At 34.4% G+C, this 19,125-nt stretch carries 18 protein-coding genes; 8 read left to right on the top strand and 10 right to left on the bottom strand.

The genetic code is table 11. The features are described from left to right. Nucleotides 1-68: 68 nt before the first annotated feature. Nucleotides 69-851, bottom strand: coding sequence for a methyltransferase domain-containing protein (locus ACFCYN_RS04905; protein ID WP_375947919.1), 783 nt, complete (start codon nt 849-851; stop codon nt 69-71). Nucleotides 852-996: 145 nt separating this feature from the next. On the opposite strand from ACFCYN_RS04905, the gene ACFCYN_RS04900 reads away from it, so the two are divergent. After that, the gene (locus ACFCYN_RS04900; RefSeq protein ID WP_172446881.1) at nt 997-1,326 is read left to right on the top strand and encodes an RNA-binding protein; all 330 of its coding nucleotides are present in this window, start codon (nt 997-999) and stop codon (nt 1,324-1,326) included. A 70-nt stretch (nt 1,327-1,396) separates the two neighbouring features. Then, a complete protein-coding gene (locus tag ACFCYN_RS04895; RefSeq protein WP_375947917.1) occupies nt 1,397-2,074 on the top strand; it encodes a Dph6-related ATP pyrophosphatase in 678 nt (225 codons plus the stop codon). 60 nt (nt 2,075-2,134) lie between these two features. On the opposite strand, the gene ACFCYN_RS04890 is transcribed toward ACFCYN_RS04895, so the two are convergent. Beyond that, nucleotides 2,135-3,130: an NAD-dependent epimerase/dehydratase family protein gene (locus ACFCYN_RS04890; RefSeq protein ID WP_375947915.1), complete on the bottom strand. Its 996-nt coding sequence runs from the start codon at nt 3,128-3,130 to the stop codon at nt 2,135-2,137. A gap of 22 nt (nt 3,131-3,152) precedes the next feature. Beyond that, nucleotides 3,153-3,518 carry a DUF2500 domain-containing protein gene (locus ACFCYN_RS04885; RefSeq protein ID WP_098170171.1) on the bottom strand — a complete coding sequence of 122 codons (366 nt, stop codon included), beginning with the start codon at nt 3,516-3,518 and terminating at the stop codon, nt 3,153-3,155. Nucleotides 3,519-4,031: 513 nt separating this feature from the next. On the opposite strand from ACFCYN_RS04885, the gene ACFCYN_RS04880 reads away from it, so the two are divergent. The 3 genes from ACFCYN_RS04880 to pheA all read left to right on the top strand — a co-directional run bounded on the left by ACFCYN_RS04880 (nt 4,032) and on the right by pheA (nt 6,652). Then, complete coding sequence (locus tag ACFCYN_RS04880) at nt 4,032-4,460, top strand: GHMP family kinase ATP-binding protein (RefSeq protein ID WP_172446885.1); 429 nt, start codon at nt 4,032-4,034, stop codon at nt 4,458-4,460. Nucleotides 4,461-4,707: 247 nt separating this feature from the next. Beyond that, on the top strand, nt 4,708-5,688 hold the full coding sequence (locus ACFCYN_RS04875) for a LacI family DNA-binding transcriptional regulator (RefSeq protein WP_172446886.1): 981 nt from the start codon (nt 4,708-4,710) through the stop codon (nt 5,686-5,688). A gap of 115 nt (nt 5,689-5,803) precedes the next feature. Beyond that, nucleotides 5,804-6,652 (top strand): prephenate dehydratase, encoded by an 849-nt coding sequence (gene pheA, locus ACFCYN_RS04870; protein ID WP_375947913.1) that lies wholly within the window; start codon nt 5,804-5,806, stop codon nt 6,650-6,652. 49 nt (nt 6,653-6,701) lie between these two features. Here pheA and ACFCYN_RS04865 read toward each other — a convergent pair whose 3' ends face one another. Both ACFCYN_RS04865 and ACFCYN_RS04860 read right to left on the bottom strand, forming a co-directional pair. After that, complete coding sequence (locus tag ACFCYN_RS04865; protein WP_375947911.1) at nt 6,702-6,971, bottom strand: hypothetical protein; 270 nt, start codon at nt 6,969-6,971, stop codon at nt 6,702-6,704. A gap of 118 nt (nt 6,972-7,089) precedes the next feature. Then, complete coding sequence (locus ACFCYN_RS04860) at nt 7,090-8,505, bottom strand: sigma-54 interaction domain-containing protein (protein ID WP_375947909.1); 1,416 nt, start codon at nt 8,503-8,505, stop codon at nt 7,090-7,092. 326 nt (nt 8,506-8,831) lie between these two features. Between ACFCYN_RS04860 and ACFCYN_RS04855 the strand changes: the two genes are divergently transcribed. The 3 genes from ACFCYN_RS04855 to ACFCYN_RS04845 all read left to right on the top strand — a co-directional run bounded on the left by ACFCYN_RS04855 (nt 8,832) and on the right by ACFCYN_RS04845 (nt 13,006). Next, entirely contained in the window at nt 8,832-10,043 is a 1,212-nt protein-coding gene (locus tag ACFCYN_RS04855; RefSeq protein WP_375947907.1) for an ornithine--oxo-acid transaminase, read from the top strand. 14 nt (nt 10,044-10,057) lie between these two features. After that, nucleotides 10,058-11,344, top strand: coding sequence for a Glu/Leu/Phe/Val family dehydrogenase (locus ACFCYN_RS04850; RefSeq protein ID WP_172446890.1), 1,287 nt, complete (start codon nt 10,058-10,060; stop codon nt 11,342-11,344). A gap of 255 nt (nt 11,345-11,599) precedes the next feature. Further along, entirely contained in the window at nt 11,600-13,006 is a 1,407-nt protein-coding gene (locus ACFCYN_RS04845) for an amino acid permease (RefSeq protein WP_172446891.1), read from the top strand. 472 nt (nt 13,007-13,478) lie between these two features. Here the strand turns inward: ACFCYN_RS04845 and opp4A are convergent, their stop codons facing one another. The 5 genes from opp4A to ACFCYN_RS04820 are packed head-to-tail and all read right to left on the bottom strand — an operon-like array spanning nt 13,479 to nt 19,113. Next, nucleotides 13,479-15,254, bottom strand: a complete 1,776-nt coding sequence (gene opp4A, locus ACFCYN_RS04840; RefSeq protein ID WP_172446892.1) for an oligopeptide ABC transporter substrate-binding protein — start codon at nt 15,252-15,254, stop codon at nt 13,479-13,481. A 25-nt stretch (nt 15,255-15,279) separates the two neighbouring features. Then, the gene (locus ACFCYN_RS04835) at nt 15,280-16,185 is read right to left on the bottom strand and encodes an ABC transporter permease (protein WP_172446893.1); all 906 of its coding nucleotides are present in this window, start codon (nt 16,183-16,185) and stop codon (nt 15,280-15,282) included. Nucleotides 16,186-16,199: 14 nt separating this feature from the next. Beyond that, nucleotides 16,200-17,165 (bottom strand): oligopeptide ABC transporter permease, encoded by a 966-nt coding sequence (gene opp4B / locus ACFCYN_RS04830; RefSeq protein ID WP_172446894.1) that lies wholly within the window; start codon nt 17,163-17,165, stop codon nt 16,200-16,202. 15 nt (nt 17,166-17,180) lie between these two features. Then, the gene (locus ACFCYN_RS04825; RefSeq protein ID WP_172446895.1) at nt 17,181-18,107 is read right to left on the bottom strand and encodes an ABC transporter ATP-binding protein; all 927 of its coding nucleotides are present in this window, start codon (nt 18,105-18,107) and stop codon (nt 17,181-17,183) included. After that, complete coding sequence (locus ACFCYN_RS04820; RefSeq protein WP_172446896.1) at nt 18,088-19,113, bottom strand: ABC transporter ATP-binding protein; 1,026 nt, start codon at nt 19,111-19,113, stop codon at nt 18,088-18,090. Before ACFCYN_RS04820 ends, ACFCYN_RS04825 begins: the two co-directional genes overlap by 20 nt. Nucleotides 19,114-19,125 lie beyond the last annotated feature (12 nt).

The raw sequence follows: 19,125 nt of genomic DNA, 5'->3' as shown, positions 1-19,125 counted from the left end.
ATAATTCTATTCAAAAGTAGAAATACTGAAGAGAATAAAAAACGCACAGTATTATACTAAGTGTTACTTCATTCTATTACTTTTTTAGCAATCCAAATCGTCCAACGGTCTTTCTCAATGATTGGTTCTTGATGTTTAAGTTTTTTTTCTATAAATTTTACTAAATTAGTTAGTTCATCATCAGTAAGTTCATGTAGAATTGAACGGCCTGTTCTAAGTAATAAATCCGTTTTAAGTGAATCTAGATCATTATAAATACGTCTAGTTTCCCAAAGTTTCATTTCTTTTTTTAGATGAAAACCAGCAGACCCTAATGCCGATTGCATTTCTTTGGAATCATATCTTCTAACAATTTCTTTTGTTTTTAGTTTAGGATATTGGTCGAAAAAATAGCCTCGTAAATGGTTCTCGCCTCCTGGTAATAAACAATCCTCTGGCGTTCGGTCTTGTACGATGAGGATGCCATTCTTTTTTAGTAAACGATTTGCTTCACTAAAACATTTAGTTAAAGAATCTAAGTGATGTACTAGAGCTCTTTCTAAAATTACATCATAACTAGAGGATGGGAGTTTAGTATCATATGCGTCACCTTTACTAAACATTATGTTATTATAGTCTTTACAATTTTCAACAGCTCCTTTAAGCATTTCCTCTGAAAAATCTACGGCTGTAACTTGGTTAACATTTAACTTAGCCAGGGCAATTGAATAAATACCGCCGCCGCAGCCTAGATCGACCACGTTTTTTCCATTTAAGTCAATATTATCCTTCATTAGCTCGAGCCATGAAGGGTCAGCCTCTCGAGATGTATAAGTCATTTTATTTTGTGCATCATGGAAGTCAATTGTCATGTAAATACCTCCCCTTTGAATTATTTCAAATTATCTATAAGAATAGTATAGACGACAATTTTACAATGAATAATATCAATAAGTTATAAGTATTAATAAGATCCTCTTATAAAAGGGTATTTTTAAGCTTAAAGTTGAAAAAGGAATGATGAATATGGAAGGTACAATTGAACTATTTGAAAGTTTACGAACGGAATTAATTAATGATTATGATGCTACAAAGGGGAGTATTTTTGGACACAAAGGATTAAAGGTGCAAGGAAAGGTTTTTATGTTTTATAATGAGCCCAATATAGTCGTAAAACTAAATCCAGCGGACGTTGAAGCTGCCTTAAAATTAACAGATGCAAAAAACTTTGATCCGATGGGTGGAAAACCAATGAGAGAATGGGTTGAAATTCCTTACGGAGATAATCAACAGTGGTTTAATTTTTCATTGAAAGGCATGGCTTATGTAAAAAGTTTAATAAAATGATGTTTGAACGAATCGCATTTTCGTTATTAAAAGGAAATATAGAGTTTTAATTTAAGGGAGAATGATTTAGGTGAATAATCGTAAAGTAGCAGTTTCCTGGAGCGGTGGGAAGGATTGTTGTTTAGCTCTAGATCAACTGATTAAAGATGGATATGAAGTGGCATGTTTAGTATCGATGGTTTCGAAAAAAGATGATAGAAACCATGCACATGGGACACAACTTAATTTTTTGCAAATGCAAGCAGATGCAATTGGTATTCCCCTTGTTATGATAGATTCGGCAGGTCAATATGAGGAGTCAATGATTAACGGGCTTAAAGCGATAAAAGAACAATTCAATCTTTCTAGTATTGCATTTGGTACATTATATGTAAGTGAAGATCGACAATGGAATGAGCTAGTTGCATCCCAAGCTGGACTTCAAGCACTTTTCCCTGTGTGGATTACTAAAAATGAGTCTATTAATTTACTAAATAAATGGCTAATGACTGGATATAATGCAATTGTTTGTAGAGCAAGTGAGAGAATTTTTGATTCGTCTATAGTAGGTAGGACTTTAAATGTAGACTTAAAAGAAATTTTTACTAGTAAAGAAATCTGTCCAATGGGTGAGGGAGGAGAGTACCATACATTCGTCATTGACGGACCACTTTTTAAAGAACGCCTAAATATAAAAGACGTGAAAATCATCTTAAATAGTGGGTTATGGTCTTTAAATATTAAGGAATTACATACGGTCATTAAATAGAATCGTAAATTAAAAAACAAGTTGAAACCACTAAATCCAGTGATTTTAACTTGTTTTCATTTATTTTAACTCGTTTGAAGTTAAGTACCAATCAGCATATCGTTTAATACCCTCATTTATTGAAACTTTTGGTTCGTAATTTAAGTCGCTTTTGATTTTTTCAATATTAAGTGTATAGTCATAGGTTAAGAAATTCGCAATATGATTTGAAACTTTTGGTGGTTTTTTAGTAAACTTTGCTACCAGTTCAGAGCTTGTTGCAATGAATGAGAGTAGTTTTGGAGAGATATTTTTTGTATTTAATTCTTTATTTAAAGCTAAGAATAGTTGCTTTAGTACATCTATTAAGTAAATAGGTTGATCATTTGTGATATTGTAGTATTCGCCATTAAGAGCATGATCAGCTTTCATACAAGCAATAATCATATCGACTACATTATCAATATACGTGAAATCCATTAGAACTTGTCCACTATGAACTAAAGGAATTCCACCATCTTCATTTATCTGTATAAATCTTCCAAATATTGTATGGTCAAAAGGACCAAAAATTTGTCTAGGTCTTAGTGAAATAGCTGGTAGTCCTTTTTCAATTGCATCTTCAATAATTAAATCAGCTAAATGTTTCGTTTTAGCGTAATAATTAGAGTGCTTCGTCGGGAGTGGATCGCTTTCTTTAACGTTTTTACGACTTTCATTTGTGAAATAAACACTTGGAGTAGAAATATTAACAAACTTTTTTAAGTTTGCCAAAAGTGCAGCATTCACAATATTCTTTGTTCCTTCAACATTCGTTTTTTCGAATTCAGAATAATCTCCAAAAGGTGCCGCAAGAGCTGCGCAATGAATTACATAATCTACATTATTTATATTCTCGTTTAACAAGACGGAGTTGTTTAAATCACCTTTAATAAACGTAACATTACTCATATTTACGAAAAATTTAGCCGCTTCTTCGTTCCTTCCATAGGCTATTACAGAATACCCCATCTCGCTTAATCTTTTAGTAGTGTGTTTCCCTAAAAAACCAGTGGCACCGCTTATGAAAACCTTCATTATTCCACCTCGAAAAAATTTGTTATCGCTCGAATTTTATGAATCTAGTTCCTTGAAATGTTAGTTTTCCTGAATCTTTTTCTACTAATTGACCATAAATAAATCCATCAACTTGAAATTCAATTCTGTCCCCAGATTCAACCTCAAGTGTAACATAATAATGTGTGTAGGATTGACCGAGCTGGTTTTTATTACGCTGAATATATTCAATTCTTTTTGTAGCTATTTTTGCAGGAACTGTTAATTTAGGCTGTTTATTATTAAAATTCCATTGTTTTAATCCTTTTAATAAAGCGAAAAAGATACCTGCAAAAACGAATACGAAGATAATTGGAAAAATGAAAGCAAGAATTTTAAATGCATCTAAACCACTATTAAACGATAACACCAATTATTACCCCCTTTATTGTAAGGCTATATTAATAGTTTATTAAATTTTCTGAAAATAAATCAATATAAACTTATTTCCAAATCGCACCAAAGAAATAGAGGCTAAAAAATTTTAGTTAATTTTATTTACTTTGTTATTTAAAAATAGTTATTTCGTAAGGCGGAAAGTAAAATTGTAAAATAATTACTTTTAGTAATCTAATAGAACTAATATCAAAAAAGCTTTTGAATTCCTTATGTTATCGTTAGTTTATTTCTGAAAACTTTAATTGTGACAGAATAAAAAACTAAGTAAAAGTTTCTGCTATTTTAGTAAATTTTTATTGATTTAATTATTGACCAATAATATCCATGAGAGTAGGATACTTTTTATAGAACCCATTTTTTAGTAGTTTAGAGGTTATTCCTAGTAAAATTTATATCTAGTTATGACTTTGGCGAGGGGAGAGTTAGAAAGTTGAATTAGATCTAATGAGCTTCATTGAAATAATTTAATAGGAGTGATTAAGAAATGAATGTTAAAGATTTAGTATCGGTGTACAACCAGTATTACAATCATTCGAGCTTACGTATATTTTTCTTATCAGGACATAATGGTCAGATCGAAGAAATAACTGGGAATGAAGAAAATGGATCTCGTCAATTTGGTATTTATGTCATTTTATCTAGAACAGAAGCACAGTTAATTAAACTAGTATCATTAAATTTTGAAGACTTAGGTATCATTGAAGTGACTTTAAATGATGTAGAGGATCAAATAAAACATGACTGGACTAGCTATTTAAAGAAAGTAATAAGTTATTTAAAGCAAGCGGGATATCGTATTAATAGGGGGATGGATATACTGATTTACAGTAATCTTCCAAATGAAATTGGCTTATCTTCAAGTAGGACAATTGAAGCTTTAACAAGTACGATGATAAAAACTTTATATGAATAAAAATTAGAAACCACATCAACCAACAATTAAAAAAGCAACCTAGTAAACTCCATCAAAGATAAAATTTCCTCCTGTAAATTATAATATTTCAAAAACACATAAATAAAACTTAAATATGCGATTCGGATTTAAAGTAATTAAAATATGTAAAAAATTCTCCATATTTAATGAATAATCGTACAACCTTCAACTGTTAAAATTAACTTAATAAGTTCAATTAAGTTGGAAAGATTACGAGGAGAGTTGAATGACTACTATTAAAGATATTGCGGAAAAAGCAGGGGTATCAATTGCTACTGTTTCAAGAGTTCTGAATTATGACCCTGCACTATCGGTAAGTGATGATACAAAACAAAGAATTTTCGAGACAGCCGAAAAACTATCTTATAGGAAAAAGTCTAAAGTAAAAAAGAATATTGCTAAAATCGCACTTGTTAAAGGCGAGCACGACAAAGAAGAGTTAAATGAATTGTTTTATATGCTAATCCGATTCGGAATTGAAAATAAGTGTGAGCAACATTCTTTACATATTTCTACTTTTTTTCATGGAAGTGAAAAGGGAATGTATGATGAGCAAATCCTTGGTGTTATTGCTTTAGGTAAGTTCGATAGTCAACAAATCATTTCATTGAAAAAAGTTTCGAAAAACATTGTGTTTGTTAATTTTTCACCAGATGAAGAAAAATACGATTCTGTCATAACGGATTATGAGAATGCTATTGTAAAAGTTTTAGACCATTTTATATCGCATGGTCATCAAAAAATTGGATACATTGGTGGACGTGAGTATGATCGAAATCAAAATCATAATTCTCGCGTGAAAACATATAAAAAGTATTTAGAAGAAAAGGGACTTTTTCATAAAGAAAATCTGTATTTAAGTAGTTTTACAGCAGAAGAAGGATTTAATTTAATGAACAAGGCAATCAAAGAGCAAGGTGGAGAATTACCAACAGCTTTTTTAGTCGGATGTGATACGATGGCAGTTGGATGTTTAAAGGCACTTCATGAGGCAAAAATATCGGTTCCTGAGCGCGTGAATCTAATTGGAATGAATGATTTTGTGTTTACAAAGTATTTGTTTCCTAGTTTAAGTACTTTGAAAGTATATACCGAATTAATGGGAGAATCCGCCGTAGATTTATTAATGGAAAGGCTTTTAGGTAGGAAAATAGCTAAAAAGGTGATTGTTCCAACGACTTTAAAAATACGTCAAAGTAGTCTTTAAAGAATCCCTTTAAATCGTAATTTGCGAAATTTGTAAGATAATTGCTAAAAATGAAACATTTTGCTTTTAATCTTTACTCTTTTTAGTATAATTAAAAATTAAAAGGAGTGGGAACGTGAAGATTGGGTATTTAGGTCCTGAGGCGACTTTTACACATGTCGCAGTTCGATCTGTATTTAAAAACGAAGAACATATTGCTTATTCTAGTATACCTGTATGTATGGATAGTGTAGCTGAGGGAGAGGTTGATTTAGTAGTAGTTCCAATAGAGAATTCTGTTGAGGGTTCTGTGACTACAACAATTGATTATCTTGTACATGAGCAGCCATTAAAAATGGTTGGTGAAATTATTATACCGATTAGACAACATTTATTGATGGCAAAAGGTCAGGCACATCGGGTGAAGGATATAGATGTAATTTATTCTCATTCCCATGCATTAGCTCAGTGTCATACGTTTTTACACAATCAATATAAATACACAAAGCTAGAGCCGGTAACTTCTACAAGCGCTGCCGCTAAAATTGTGAGTGATCAATCGAATGAGTGCATTGCAGCGATAGCAAATGAATTTGCTGCTAAAAAATATGGCTTAGAAATTGTTGCTTCAGACATTCATTCGAATTCTTATAATCATACAAGATTTGTTGTTTTACAAAGACAAGATGCGAAAGTGGAAACAAATTATTTTGATTCTAAACAGACTAAGGCAACTTTAGTCATTAATATGCCGGAGAACCATGCCGGTGCGCTTCACCAAGTGCTATCTGCATTTGCCTGGAGAAAGATTGACCTTTCAAAGATTGAGTCTCGCCCGACGAAAACGGGGTTGGGAAATTACTTTTTCATTATTGATGTTGAGATGGGCTATGATGAAGTATTATTACCTGGAGTTAAGCAAGAATTAGAAGCATTAGGCTTTTCGGTAGATGTTGTAGGGAGTTACTCTACAATATCGCTATAAAAAAAGAGAAGGATTAGGTTCCTTCTCTTTTATATTTTTTAATTTTACATTAATAGTAGTAAGTGGGAGGACAGTAGTATCCTGGTGGGCAATAGTAGTAAGGATCCCCATATCCATAACCATACCCGTAAAATGGAAAAAATGGGAAGAATGGACGGAAAAATGGACGCCCAAATCCGAATCCAGGTCTACCAAACCCGAAGCCTGGTCTACCGAACCCAAAACCTGGTCTACCAAATCCACCCATTCCACCATGAAATCCGCCTCCACCATGGAAGCCACCGCCAAACCCCGGACGATACTCAAGTTCATTCGACATGTATAACAAACCTCCTTTACGTATGAGTCTTACATATTTAAAATATGCTGGACAAATGCGGAAGGTTTGGGCGTTCGCGGTTAAAACTGGATTGGAAACTTATATTTCTTTAATGCTCTTAATCGTTAAATAAATTTAACTTACGAATACGATATTGTAAGTTTTGTCTACTGATGCCTAATTGTTTTGCAGCTTTTGTAATATTGCCGTTATGTTCGTTTAAAACATTCATAATGTACTGTTTTTCTTTATTTAATAAAGTGTTTTTTAAGTTTGATTGATCTTCAGTAATATCCACTGATTTGACCTCTTTATTTTGACTGATTGTAGATGCGGAAATAACATTTCTCTTTTCATTAAAAAATCTAGACGGTAAGTGTGTGGAAGAAATAGTTGTTTCATTTTCAACTAAGTTCATTGCACCTTCAATCATATGTTCAAGCTCACGTATATTACCCGGCCAGTTATGGCTAAGGAAGAAATTTGATACATCCTCATCCAATTTAGTTACTTGATGGCCAAATAGGCGATTATATTTTTGAATAAAGAAGTTTGCTAATAATAGAATATCTTCAAATCGTTCACGTAATGGTGGAAGAAATAATGAGACTACACTTAAACGGTAATATAAGTCCTTACGTAAATGGTTATTCGCAATTGCTTCAATCGGATCTTCATTTATAGTAGCAATAATTCGTACATCTAATTCTTTTTCACTCGTATCACCAATTCTTCTAACTTTGCGTTCTTGAATGACACGTAAAAGTTTGGCTTGCAGGTTCGGGCTAAGTGAGTTGATTTCATCTAGTAATAATGTTCCACCATTGGCCTCTTCAAATAATCCCGGCTTATCAATTGCCCCGGTAAATGCTCCTTTTTTTGTACCGAAAAGAATACTCTCGATTAAGGTTTCAGGAAGAGCGGCACAATTTTGAGAAATAAATGGCTTTGTAGCTCTTTGGCTTGCGTTGTGAATACTTTGTGCAAAGAGTTCTTTACCTGTTCCGGTTTCACCAACGATTAATACGGAGGAAGAAGTTTTAGCTGATCGCTTAGCGTCCTCAATAATGCTCTTAAATGACGCGGAAGTTCCAATTAATTGTTCGAATGTGTAGCGTGTATTTCTGTTTTGAAGAATTCCGTCTTGTACGGATTGTTTTAATTCAGTGACATCGCGAACCATTTCGATGGCTCCGATAATTTTATGATCCTTCATGATCGGATAAGTATCGTTGATTGTTGTAACTTCTTTTCCCTTATTATTAAAATAGGACTGTTTAATATTTTTACGAACTTTCCCTTTTTGGAGGGCTTCGAGAAGTGTACTTGATTGGTTTTTTTGAAACGTGAATACATCCAGAAGATTTTTATGTAATACATCCTCTTCATTCATCATTTCAATTTCCATCATTTTTCGGTTATATACCATCGTATTTGCATCTTGGTCAACTACATGTATACCGATGTCAATTTCTTCTAATATTAATTGTAATAATTCATCAACAGCTAAAAAATTTTGTTTGTCATTTTTCATAAAATTCTCTCTTTTCATTATCACTGTAGAAAAAATTTGCACTTCTAACTATTTTTGGTAAGATAAAAAGGCAGTTTTTCCAAATGTGCTAATTTTTTTTGTTAATCCTTTTTTTTGCTGCAAATATTCTATGCATATTTTAATTAATTTTGCGCTTAAATGCAAAAAAAATTTGCGGTAAATTGTAAACGGTATCATCTTTATTGATGGATAACATTCGGAATAAGTACATTCTGTGAATTTTTCTGTATTTAACATGTTTGGCACGGAAATTGCTTATTCTTTTAGTAAGAAACTAAAAATTAATCAATATTGGGGGAACTCAAATGGCAACTAATTCTCAAAAAATCATTGACCAAACAAATCAGTATGGTGCAAATAACTATCATCCACTACCAGTAGTAATTGCTAAAGCTGAAGGTATTTGGGTGACAGATCCAGAGGGGAACAGATATTTAGATATGCTTAGTGCTTATTCTTCTGTAAACCAAGGTCATCGTCATCCGAAAATTATTCAAGCTTTAAAGGATCAAGCGGACAAAGTTACATTAACTTCTCGTGCTTTCTATAGTGAAAACATGGGTGAGTGGTTTGAAAAAGTAGCAAAAGTTACTAACAAAGACATGATTTTACCAATGAACACAGGTGCTGAAGCTGTTGAGACAGCAATTAAAGCTGCTAGAAGATGGGCTTATGATGTAAAAGGTGTTGAAGATAACCAAGCTGAAATTATTGCTTGTGTTGGTAATTTCCATGGACGTACGATGGCTGCAGTATCTTTATCATCAGAAAAAGACTATCAACGTGGATTTGGACCATTCTTACCAGGAATTAAGTTAATTCCTTATGGCGATATGGAAGCATTAAAAGCAGCTATTACTCCTAATACTGCTGCATTCTTAATCGAGCCAATTCAAGGTGAGGCTGGAATTAATATTCCTAGAGAAGGATTCTTACGCGAAGTAGCTGAAGTTTGTAAAAATGAAAATGTATTATTTATTGCAGATGAAATTCAAACTGGTCTATGCAGAACTGGTAAAACTTTTGCATGTGATTGGGATGGAGTAACTCCTGATATGTACATTTTAGGTAAAGCACTTGGAGGCGGCGTATTCCCAATTTCATGTGTTGCTGCAAATCGTTCAATTCTAGGAGTGTTTGAGCCAGGTTCTCACGGATCTACATTTGGTGGAAACCCATTAGCTTGTGCTGTTTCTGTAGCAGCATTAGATGTACTTGAAGAAGAGAAATTAGCTGAGCGTTCAAATGAGCTTGGAAATTACTTTATGGAAAAACTAAGAGAAATCGAGCATCCTCATATTAAAGAAGTTAGAGGACGTGGATTATTTATTGGTGTTGAACTACATGTTCCTGCACGTGTTTACTGTGAAGCATTGAAAAAACAAGGTTTATTATGTAAAGAAACACATGATACAGTAATTCGTTTTGCACCACCATTAATTATTTCTAAAGAAGATTTAGACTGGTCAATTCAACAAATTAACGAAGTATTTAGCCAATATAAAGCAACTGTATAAATGGAGCGATAAAAATGACAACTACAATCCCACAAAATGAAGTACAAAACAAAATCAAAGAAGAAGGCAGAGAATTAATTGAGTCAACTCAAGAAGTAATCTCTGAAGCACTTCATAAACTTGGTTATTCAAAAGAACTTTATGAGTTATTAAAAGAACCTTTACGATTTTTAACAGTACAAATTCCGGTAAGAATGGATGATGGCTCAGTGAAAATCTTCACTGGCTATCGTTCACAACATAATGATTCTGTAGGTCCAACAAAGGGCGGAATTCGTTTCCATCCTGAGGTAAATGAAGATGAAGTAAAAGCTTTATCAATGTGGATGAGCTTAAAATGCGGTATCGTTGATTTACCATACGGTGGGGGAAAAGGCGGTATCATCTGTGATCCAAGAAAGATGTCAATATTTGAGTTAGAGCGCTTAAGTAGAGGATATGTTCGTGCAATCAGCCAAATCGTTGGTCCGACGAAAGATATCCCTGCACCAGACGTATACACAAATCCTCAAATTATGGCTTGGATGATGGATGAGTATAGTAGAATTCAAGAGTTTGATTCTCCAGGATTTATTACTGGTAAACCACTTGTACTAGGTGGTTCAGCAGGACGTGAAACAGCTACGGCTCAAGGTGTAACAATCTGTATCGAAGAAGCTGCGAAGCGTAAAGGAATCGATTTAAAGGGTGCTAGTGTCATTGTTCAAGGATTTGGTAATGCGGGTAGCTTCTTAGCTAAGTTCATGATTGAAGCAGGTGCAAAAGTAGTTGGTATTTCGGACGCACTTGGCGCATTATATGATCAAAATGGTTTAGATATCGAAAGTTTATTAGAAAAAAGAGATAGCTTCGGTACAGTAACTAACCAGTTTACTGATGTAATTTCTAATAAAGAATTACTTGAAATGCCTTGTGATATTTTAGTTCCGGCTGCAATTTCAAACCAAATTACAATTGAAAATGCTCACAATATTAAAGCAACAATCGTAGTTGAAGCTGCAAATGGTCCTACTACTCTAGAAGCTACTAAAATATTAACAGAACGCGGAATTTTATTAGTTCCAGACGTATTAGCAAGTGCTGGCGGAGTTTCTGTTTCGTATTTTGAGTGGGTTCAAAATAACCAAGGTTATTACTGGTCTGATGAAGAAGTGGCTAAAAAGCTACGTGAAAAAATGGTTCGTTCATTTGACAGTGTTTATCAAACTTCAGTTAATCGTCAAGTAAATATGAGATTAGCTGCATACATGGTTGGTATTCGTAAAATGGCAGAAGCATCTCGTTTCCGTGGATGGGTTTAATAGATTAATAGGTTCGCTCCAGGTGGTTTTCCATCTGGAGCACTTATATTGTATTGACAGTCTATTTTTATAATTAAGTATTATTTTAATACAATATTTTGTATGCGTTTTCAATTAATATCTGAAAATTTAGTCTTGAAATATGTTAATTTAAAGCGTTTTAGTGTTCGTTATGGGATTCGGGGGAGTCTGCATTCTGCTATATCAGAATATTTTAACTTATGCGCACAATTTGCATCTAGAGGAGGGACTTTCATGAAACAACAAGAACAGGGGTTAAAGAAAGAACTTAAAAGTAGACACTTGTTTATGATTGCTCTTGGGGGGGTAATTGGGACAGGTTTGTTTATGGGATCAGGCTATACAATTAGTGAAGCTGGCCCAGGTGGAGCAATATTAGCCTACTTAGTAGGTGGAATCGTAATGTACTTAACAATGCTATGTTTAGGAGAGTTAGCAGTTAATTTACCAGATGCTGGTTCTTATCAAACTTATGCAACTAAATATATCTCACCAGCGTCAGGTTATGTAGTTGGATGGATGGCATGGTTAAACTGGTCGGTAACAATCGGTTTAGAGTTAATAACAGTTAGTATGTTAATGAAAAGATGGTTTCCAGATGTACCGACTTGGATTTGGTGTGTAGTATTCGGGGTAATATTATTCGCAATAAATGCACTTTCAACTAGAAGTTTTGCTGAAGTTGAATTTTGGTTTGCAAGTATTAAAGTAGTGACAATTGTTCTATTTATAATTTTAGGTGGAGCAGTAATGTTTGGCATTGTACCAGTGGAAGGGTCAAAGGCTCCAATGCTTTCTAACTTTACAGACCACGGCGGACTTTTCCCGAATGGCTTTTTAGCGATTATGGTCACAATGGTTGCAGTTAACTTCTCATTCCAGGGAAGTGAATTAGTAGGGATTGCAGCTGGTGAAAGTGAAGATCCAGCAACAGCTGTACCTAAAGCAATTAATAACACTGTATGGCGAATTCTAGTATTCTTTATTTTATCAATATTTGTTTTAGCAGGCTTATTCCCTTGGGAGAAAGCTGGCTTAGTAGATAGTCCATTCGTAGTAGTATTTGATAACATCGGTATTCCATATGCAGCAGATATTATGAACTTTGTTATTATTACAGCAGTTCTTTCAGTTGCAAACTCAGGTCTATACGCAACATCACGTATGATGTATTCAATGGCTCAAAAAGGAATGGTTAGTTCGAAATTAGGAAAACTTACTAAAAAAGGTGTACCTTTAAACGCTTTAACTTTTAGTATGTTTTTTGGATGTTTATCTCTATTAAGTGGTATTTACGCAGAAGACACGGTTTATCTATGGTTACTATCAATTGCAGGATTTGGCTGTCTATTCGTTTGGGCAAGCATTGCACTATCAAATCTTTTAGGCAGAAAGAAATACATTCAAGAAGGTGGGAAATTAGAGGACTTAAAATACAAAACTCCTCTTTACCCAATCGTACCAATTGTTGCATTAGTGTTAAATGTGGCTGTAATGATTAGCCTTGCATTTATCCCAGACCAACGCATTGCATTGTACTGTGGTGTTCCATTTATGATTCTATGTTTAATTTATTACCATTTCTCCGCTAGGCATAAGATTGAAAAGCATGAGCAAGAAGCGGGTAGGAAGGTAAGTTAATATTTCGGTTTATGAGTTTGACTTTTAATTAGATAGAGCCCGCGAGGAGGTTAGGCTTCCTGGCGGGTTTTTTTGTTTTTTAATTGAGTTGTGATTGTTTTTGATTAAATTTGATTTGGGATCGGTTTTTAGGGTGCATTGACTGGATTTAGTGGTGGATTAGCTACTTTATTAACAATGTCTACGGAGTTCTCGTGCTTTTTGAATTTAAATACACTATATTTCAACGCACAGCAGCCGCTCAAAAAAATCCCCAAAATTTTATCAACAAAAATCATCGATATATCAACAAAAATCAGTAGTTTATCAATAAAAATGCCTACTATATCAACAAAGTTCACAGCTTTATCAACAAAGTACACAATATGTTCGCATTTCTTCCAAGAAACCATCCCAAAACATAGGGGAGCAGCAACTTATCCACACTCAAAAAAAAGAACCATCTCAAAAGAGACGGTCCCATTTTTAAAGCTTATTTATTTTTTTCAGACTCTGCACTTGTAACAGAGATGTCTTGTAAGTGACCTTGGAAACCTTGACCAGCAGTTAGGTCGTAACCTTTAACGCGTTTGTTAACTCCGTCTAAACCGAAGCGGAATAGAGTAGGGATAACTGGTACTTCGTCATTTACAAGCTCTTGCCATTGGTCGTATACTTTTTGACGGTATTTTTCGTCAAAGGCTTGAGCTGAGATACCTTCTTTTAATAACTTGTCGTTTTCTGGATTTACCCAACGAACGTAGTTAAATGGTGCGTTTTTAGCCCAAATTCCAGATGGGTCTGGGTCAGAACCTGTTCCCCAAGCTGCTGCGAAGATATCGATTTTTGGATTATCTTTTTCTACCATATCGTAGAATGAGTTGAACTCATGTAAACGTCCATCTAATAATTGAACATCTAAGCCAACATCTTTCCAAGATTGGATGTAGAATTGTGCTAATGGTTCAGCAATATCGCCACCGCTCATAGAAGCGAAGTTGATTTTGAATGGTTTACCGTTTGGATCTTCACGTAAGCCATCTCCAGTTACATCTTTGTAACCAGCATCATCAAGTAATTTTTTAGCTTTTGCTGGATCATGAGTGTATCCTTTTAATGCTTTATCAAAGTATTTAGGGAATGATGGTGGAATTACAGATGTTGCAGGCACTCGTAATCCTTTGTATAATTTTTCCCCAACTGCTTTGTTGTCGATCGCATAAGCCATTGCTTGACGTAAACGTTTATCTGAGAATTTTGTATTATCCATTACGTTTACACCGTTTTTCGCATCGAAATGTCCTAATTTAAATCCAATGTAAGAGTAAGCTAATTCTGTTTTACCGATTAATTGGATATTTTTTAATTTTTTAGCTTGATCGTATTGGTCAGCTGAAACAGACGCGATATCGATGTCGCCGTTTTGTAATGAAGATGTAGCAATTGTTGGGTTAACAACTTTTAAAAGTACACCGTCAAGTTTTGGAGCACCATTCCAGTAATCTTTGTTCGCTTCAAATTCTACAGCTTCACCTGGAGTGATCTTTTTGATTTTGAATGGTCCAAAGCCAATTGGAGCTTTACGAATTTGGTCAGATGATGCTAATTTATCGATTGGTACATTTCCTAAATATTTTTTAGGTAGTGGGTTAGTCCATAAACCAGTAAGTACTGATGGGTTTGCTTCTTTGAATGTAATTGAGATGTTGTGGTCGTCAATTACTTTTACCCCAGAGATCGATTTTGCTTTACCGTTATGGTAATCTTCCATACCTTCGATCATAGACATTTGTGAGTCATAACGTACACCAGTATATTTCGGGCTACCAATTACAAGGTAAGCGTACTCTAAATCTGAAGCAGTTACAGGGTCACCATTGTGCCATTTTACATTATCGCGAATTGTTAAAGTAATTGTCTTTTTATCATCGCTTAATTTGTATGTAGCAGCACCATCTTGGTCGTAAATATAGTTTTCATCTGTTGAAAGAAGTGCCTCATCAAAGAATTGAAGAACTTGAGAATCTGGATCGCCTTCATAGAAAACTGTATTTAAAATACCTTCAAATGGCGTGTCAGATACTAAACCGTATTTTAAAGTGCCACCTGCGATTGATTTTTTGTTATTCGATACTTTAATTGGGAAAGCAGCTTGATCTACTTTAGCAGTTGTAGACGTTTTTGTGTCCCCGCCCTTACAAGCAGATAGAATTAACATAGATACTGCCATTGCGCTTAAAACCTTAGAAAATCCTTTTGCATTTTTCATATTTCCACTCTCCTTTAATGGTTTCTTAACCTCTTCTTTGTCTTGCATCAGCTGCACGCTTTAGCGCTTCACCGATAAAATTTATACTCAGCATGAGCACTAAAATCATGCACGATGCAGGTAGCCAAATCCACAGCTTGTTTTGTAAAACATCAGGGTTTGTTGCATAACTTACTAGTGTTCCTAAACTTGGAGTACTTTCTGGTAAACCAAATCCAAGGAACGTTAAACCTGATTCAATACCGATATTTCCAGCTAGGTTTAATGTAAATGCAACAATAATTAATGAACTTACATTTGGTAAAACGTGTGAAATAATGATTTTCCAGCTTGGCGTGCCAATCGCTTTAGCAGCGGCAACATAATCTAATTCGCTTTCTGATAATACTTTTGAACGAATTAATCTTGCCTTACCTGTCCATAAAAATAGACTCATTATTAAGATGAAATTTACGATTGAGAATGTCGGTACAACTGTAACGAATACGATAATTAACATGATTGTTGGTAAAGATAGGAAAAAGTCAATAATACGCATGACAGTACCATCAACCCAGCCACCAAAGTAACCAGCTATTAACCCAAGTGTTAAGCCTAGTAAATTCGTAATAATTGTGATGAAAAAACCGATTGTAAAAGAATTTCTAGTTCCAATTATTAGTTGCCCGAAAACATCACGTCCTCCGTAATCAGTACCAAGTATATGAGCAGAGGAAGGGGGCTGATAGATTGATAGAAAGTCAACTTTAACAATTTGATCTTGATTTAGTACAAGCGAAGTGCCATACACCAATAATATTATTAAGCCAAGTAGGATAAGAGAACCTAAAGCTAACTTATCTCGTCTAAATTCTGCCCAAATAACACTAAATCCAGATGCACTTTTGCGCTTCTCAACTATATGATTTTGATTTTCGATTTTTAATTCCATAAATTTCACCTACCTTAATCAATCCGTATACGTGGATCCACGATGCTTAGAATAATATCCGAGATTAATGTTCCAAATAGTGTTGCAAGACATGTCATTAAAACAAGTGCATTTACTACAGTAAAGTCACGTAACATAACGGATTTAACAAACAGCTGTCCAATTCCTGGATATCCAAAAATTGACTCTAAAAATACTGAACCAGCTATTAAACCGGTAATCTCATAACCTAAAAATGCAGCGATTGGTAAGAATGAATTTCGTAAAATATGTCTAGAATATACCTTTCCTTCAGGTACACCTTTTGATCTAGCTGTTCTTACAAAATCTTTTACTTTTGTGTCAATAATTTCGCTGCGTAAATATTGGGAAATACCAACAGTTGAAATTAGTGCACCTGATAAAGATGGTAAGATAAGATGATCTAATTTACTTACGTAATAGGCAAAAGTTCCATCAGCAATCTGTGGATCGACGCTACCGCCCGTTGGAAAAATATCAAAATAAAATCCAAAAATGAACAACATAACTAATCCAAAAATAAATAGGGGTGTAGCAAAACCTAAATAGTTATATCCGGTTATCAGGTTATCAGCCCATGTGTCGTTCCAGCGTCCACTAATAATGCCAAGAGGAATAGCCAGTAAATACGTAAATATAAACACAAAAAGTGCAAGTAATACAGTATTTCCAATACGGTCGCCAATTACGTCAACCACTTTGATTTTGTGTGTATAAGAAACACCAAAATCTCCTTTTGCTACATTTTTAATCCAATGATAATACTGGATATAAGCTGGATCATTTAAACCCATTTCTTCACGAATCTTTTCAATTTCCTGTGGATTAGCTTTTGGGTTAATTGATCGACCAGTTAGAGCATCACCTGGCATGGCTTTAGCGAGTGCAAAGATTAGTATACTCAAGATTAAAAGCTGAGGAATCATGATGAGTATACGTCGGATGATAAATTTCAACATATTCGTTACTCCTTTCTATGGTAATGCTACTCGATGAGTATCTGATATTGCCTTTAAATCAAATGGTCGACCATTTTCATCAAAGTAAGAAGAAAAGTTTTGTTGGTATTCTTCTCTAACTGCTTGTCTTTCTCTAATTTTTTCTTCTCTAACTTCTGGACGAATGTCAGGTATTGCTGCGATTAAGCGTTTAGTATAGATATGTTGCGGGTTATTTAATATATCGTCAGTAGTGCCTTCTTCAACAAGTCTACCGCGATACATAACACCAATTCGATCACATAAATGGCGGATAACACCTAAGTCATGACCGATAAATAAATAAGTTAATTTGAATTCTTCCTGTAAATCTTGTAGGAAGTTAAGTACTTGTGCTTGTACAGAAACGTCCAATGCTGAAACTGGCTCATCTGCAACGATTAACTTTGGTTGCAAAGTTAAAGCTCTAGCAATCCCAATACGTTGACGTTGACCACCAGAAAATTCATGTGGATATTTGTACAGAGACTCTGGTGATAGACCTACTTTATCTAGATAATAAAGAACTCTTTCACGCTCTTCTTCAGGTGTTAAACTTTGAAAGTTTCTTAAAGGTTCTGCAACTAGATCAATAATTCGCTTTTTAGGATTTAGAGAAGAGTATGGGTCTTGAAAGATCATTTGAATTTCTTGACGAAATGCTCGCAATTGTTTTTTACTTAACGCTATTAAGTCATTGTCTAAAAACTCAATACTTCCATGTGTAGCCTTTGTTAATTGTAAAATCGCTTTACCTGCAGTAGATTTTCCACTACCAGATTCTCCAATTAGGCCATATGTTTCGCCTTCGCTAAGTTCAAATGAAATTCCATCAACAGCTCTAACGTGATCTACAACTGTTCGAAAGATACCACCGCGAATTGGGTAATGTACTTTTAAGTTATCAACCTTTAATAGAGACATTTACGATCGGTGCTCCTTTCTCGTTCTTGAAATGGAAATGCTTATAACAAGAACAACGTACATAATGATTTGGTGTGACTTCGTGCAAGTTAGGTTGATTTTCATGAGCATAAGATTGAATCCAAGGAATACGGTGGCTGAATCGACAGCCGGTTCTTGGTAGTTTGTCTAATGGTGGCACTGTGCCTTCAATAATATGAAGTCTTTGATTTTTTGAATGAGTAGTAGGAATAGAGTTTAATAGTGATCTTGTGTATGGGTGTAATGGATTATTTAGTATTTCTTCTACTGAACCAGTCTCAATAATTTGTCCAGCATACATAACAGCAACTCGGTCTGCTACTTCAGCAACTACGCTTAAATCATGAGTGATTAAAATGATTCCAAGTTTCGTTGTCTTTTGAATTTCTTTTAGTAAATCTAAAATTTGAGCTTGTATCGTTACATCTAAAGCGGTAGTAGGCTCGTCAGCGATAATGAATGACGGATTACAAGCAATTGCAATCGAAATCATTGCACGCTGTCTCATCCCACCAGATAATTCATGTGGGTACTGTTTGTAAGTAACTTCTGGTTTCGGAATACCAACTTGATTAAGTAACTCTAGCGCACGCTCTTTTTTCTGCGATTTTGATAAATCAGTATGGTAATCTAAGTTCTCTTCAATTTGTTTACCAATCGTCATTAGCGGATTTAAAGCGGTTAGAGGTTCCTGGAAAATCATTCCGATTTCCTTACCTCGAATCTTATTTAATTTACTATCATTTAGTGTTAGTAAATTCGTACCCTTGTAAGAGATTGATCCATTCATTTTTGTACGATTATTTGAATGTAGTCCAAGAATTGAGAGGGCTAGTGCACTTTTACCACAGCCAGATTCACCTACAATTGCGAGAATCTCATTTTCATGGACAGTCAATGACACATCATCTACAGCAGGATAATATTGGTTGTTTATACGAAACGATGTCGTTAAATGTTCGATTTCCAAAAGAGGTTTTGACATATCGTATCTCCT

It is taken from the genome of Gottfriedia sp. NPDC056225 (assembly GCF_042267765.1).
Lineage (GTDB): Bacteria > Bacillota > Bacilli > Bacillales > Bacillaceae_G > Gottfriedia.
The sequence above is the reverse complement of the archived record's forward strand: the minus strand, read 5'-3'. Positions and strand labels throughout refer to the sequence as shown.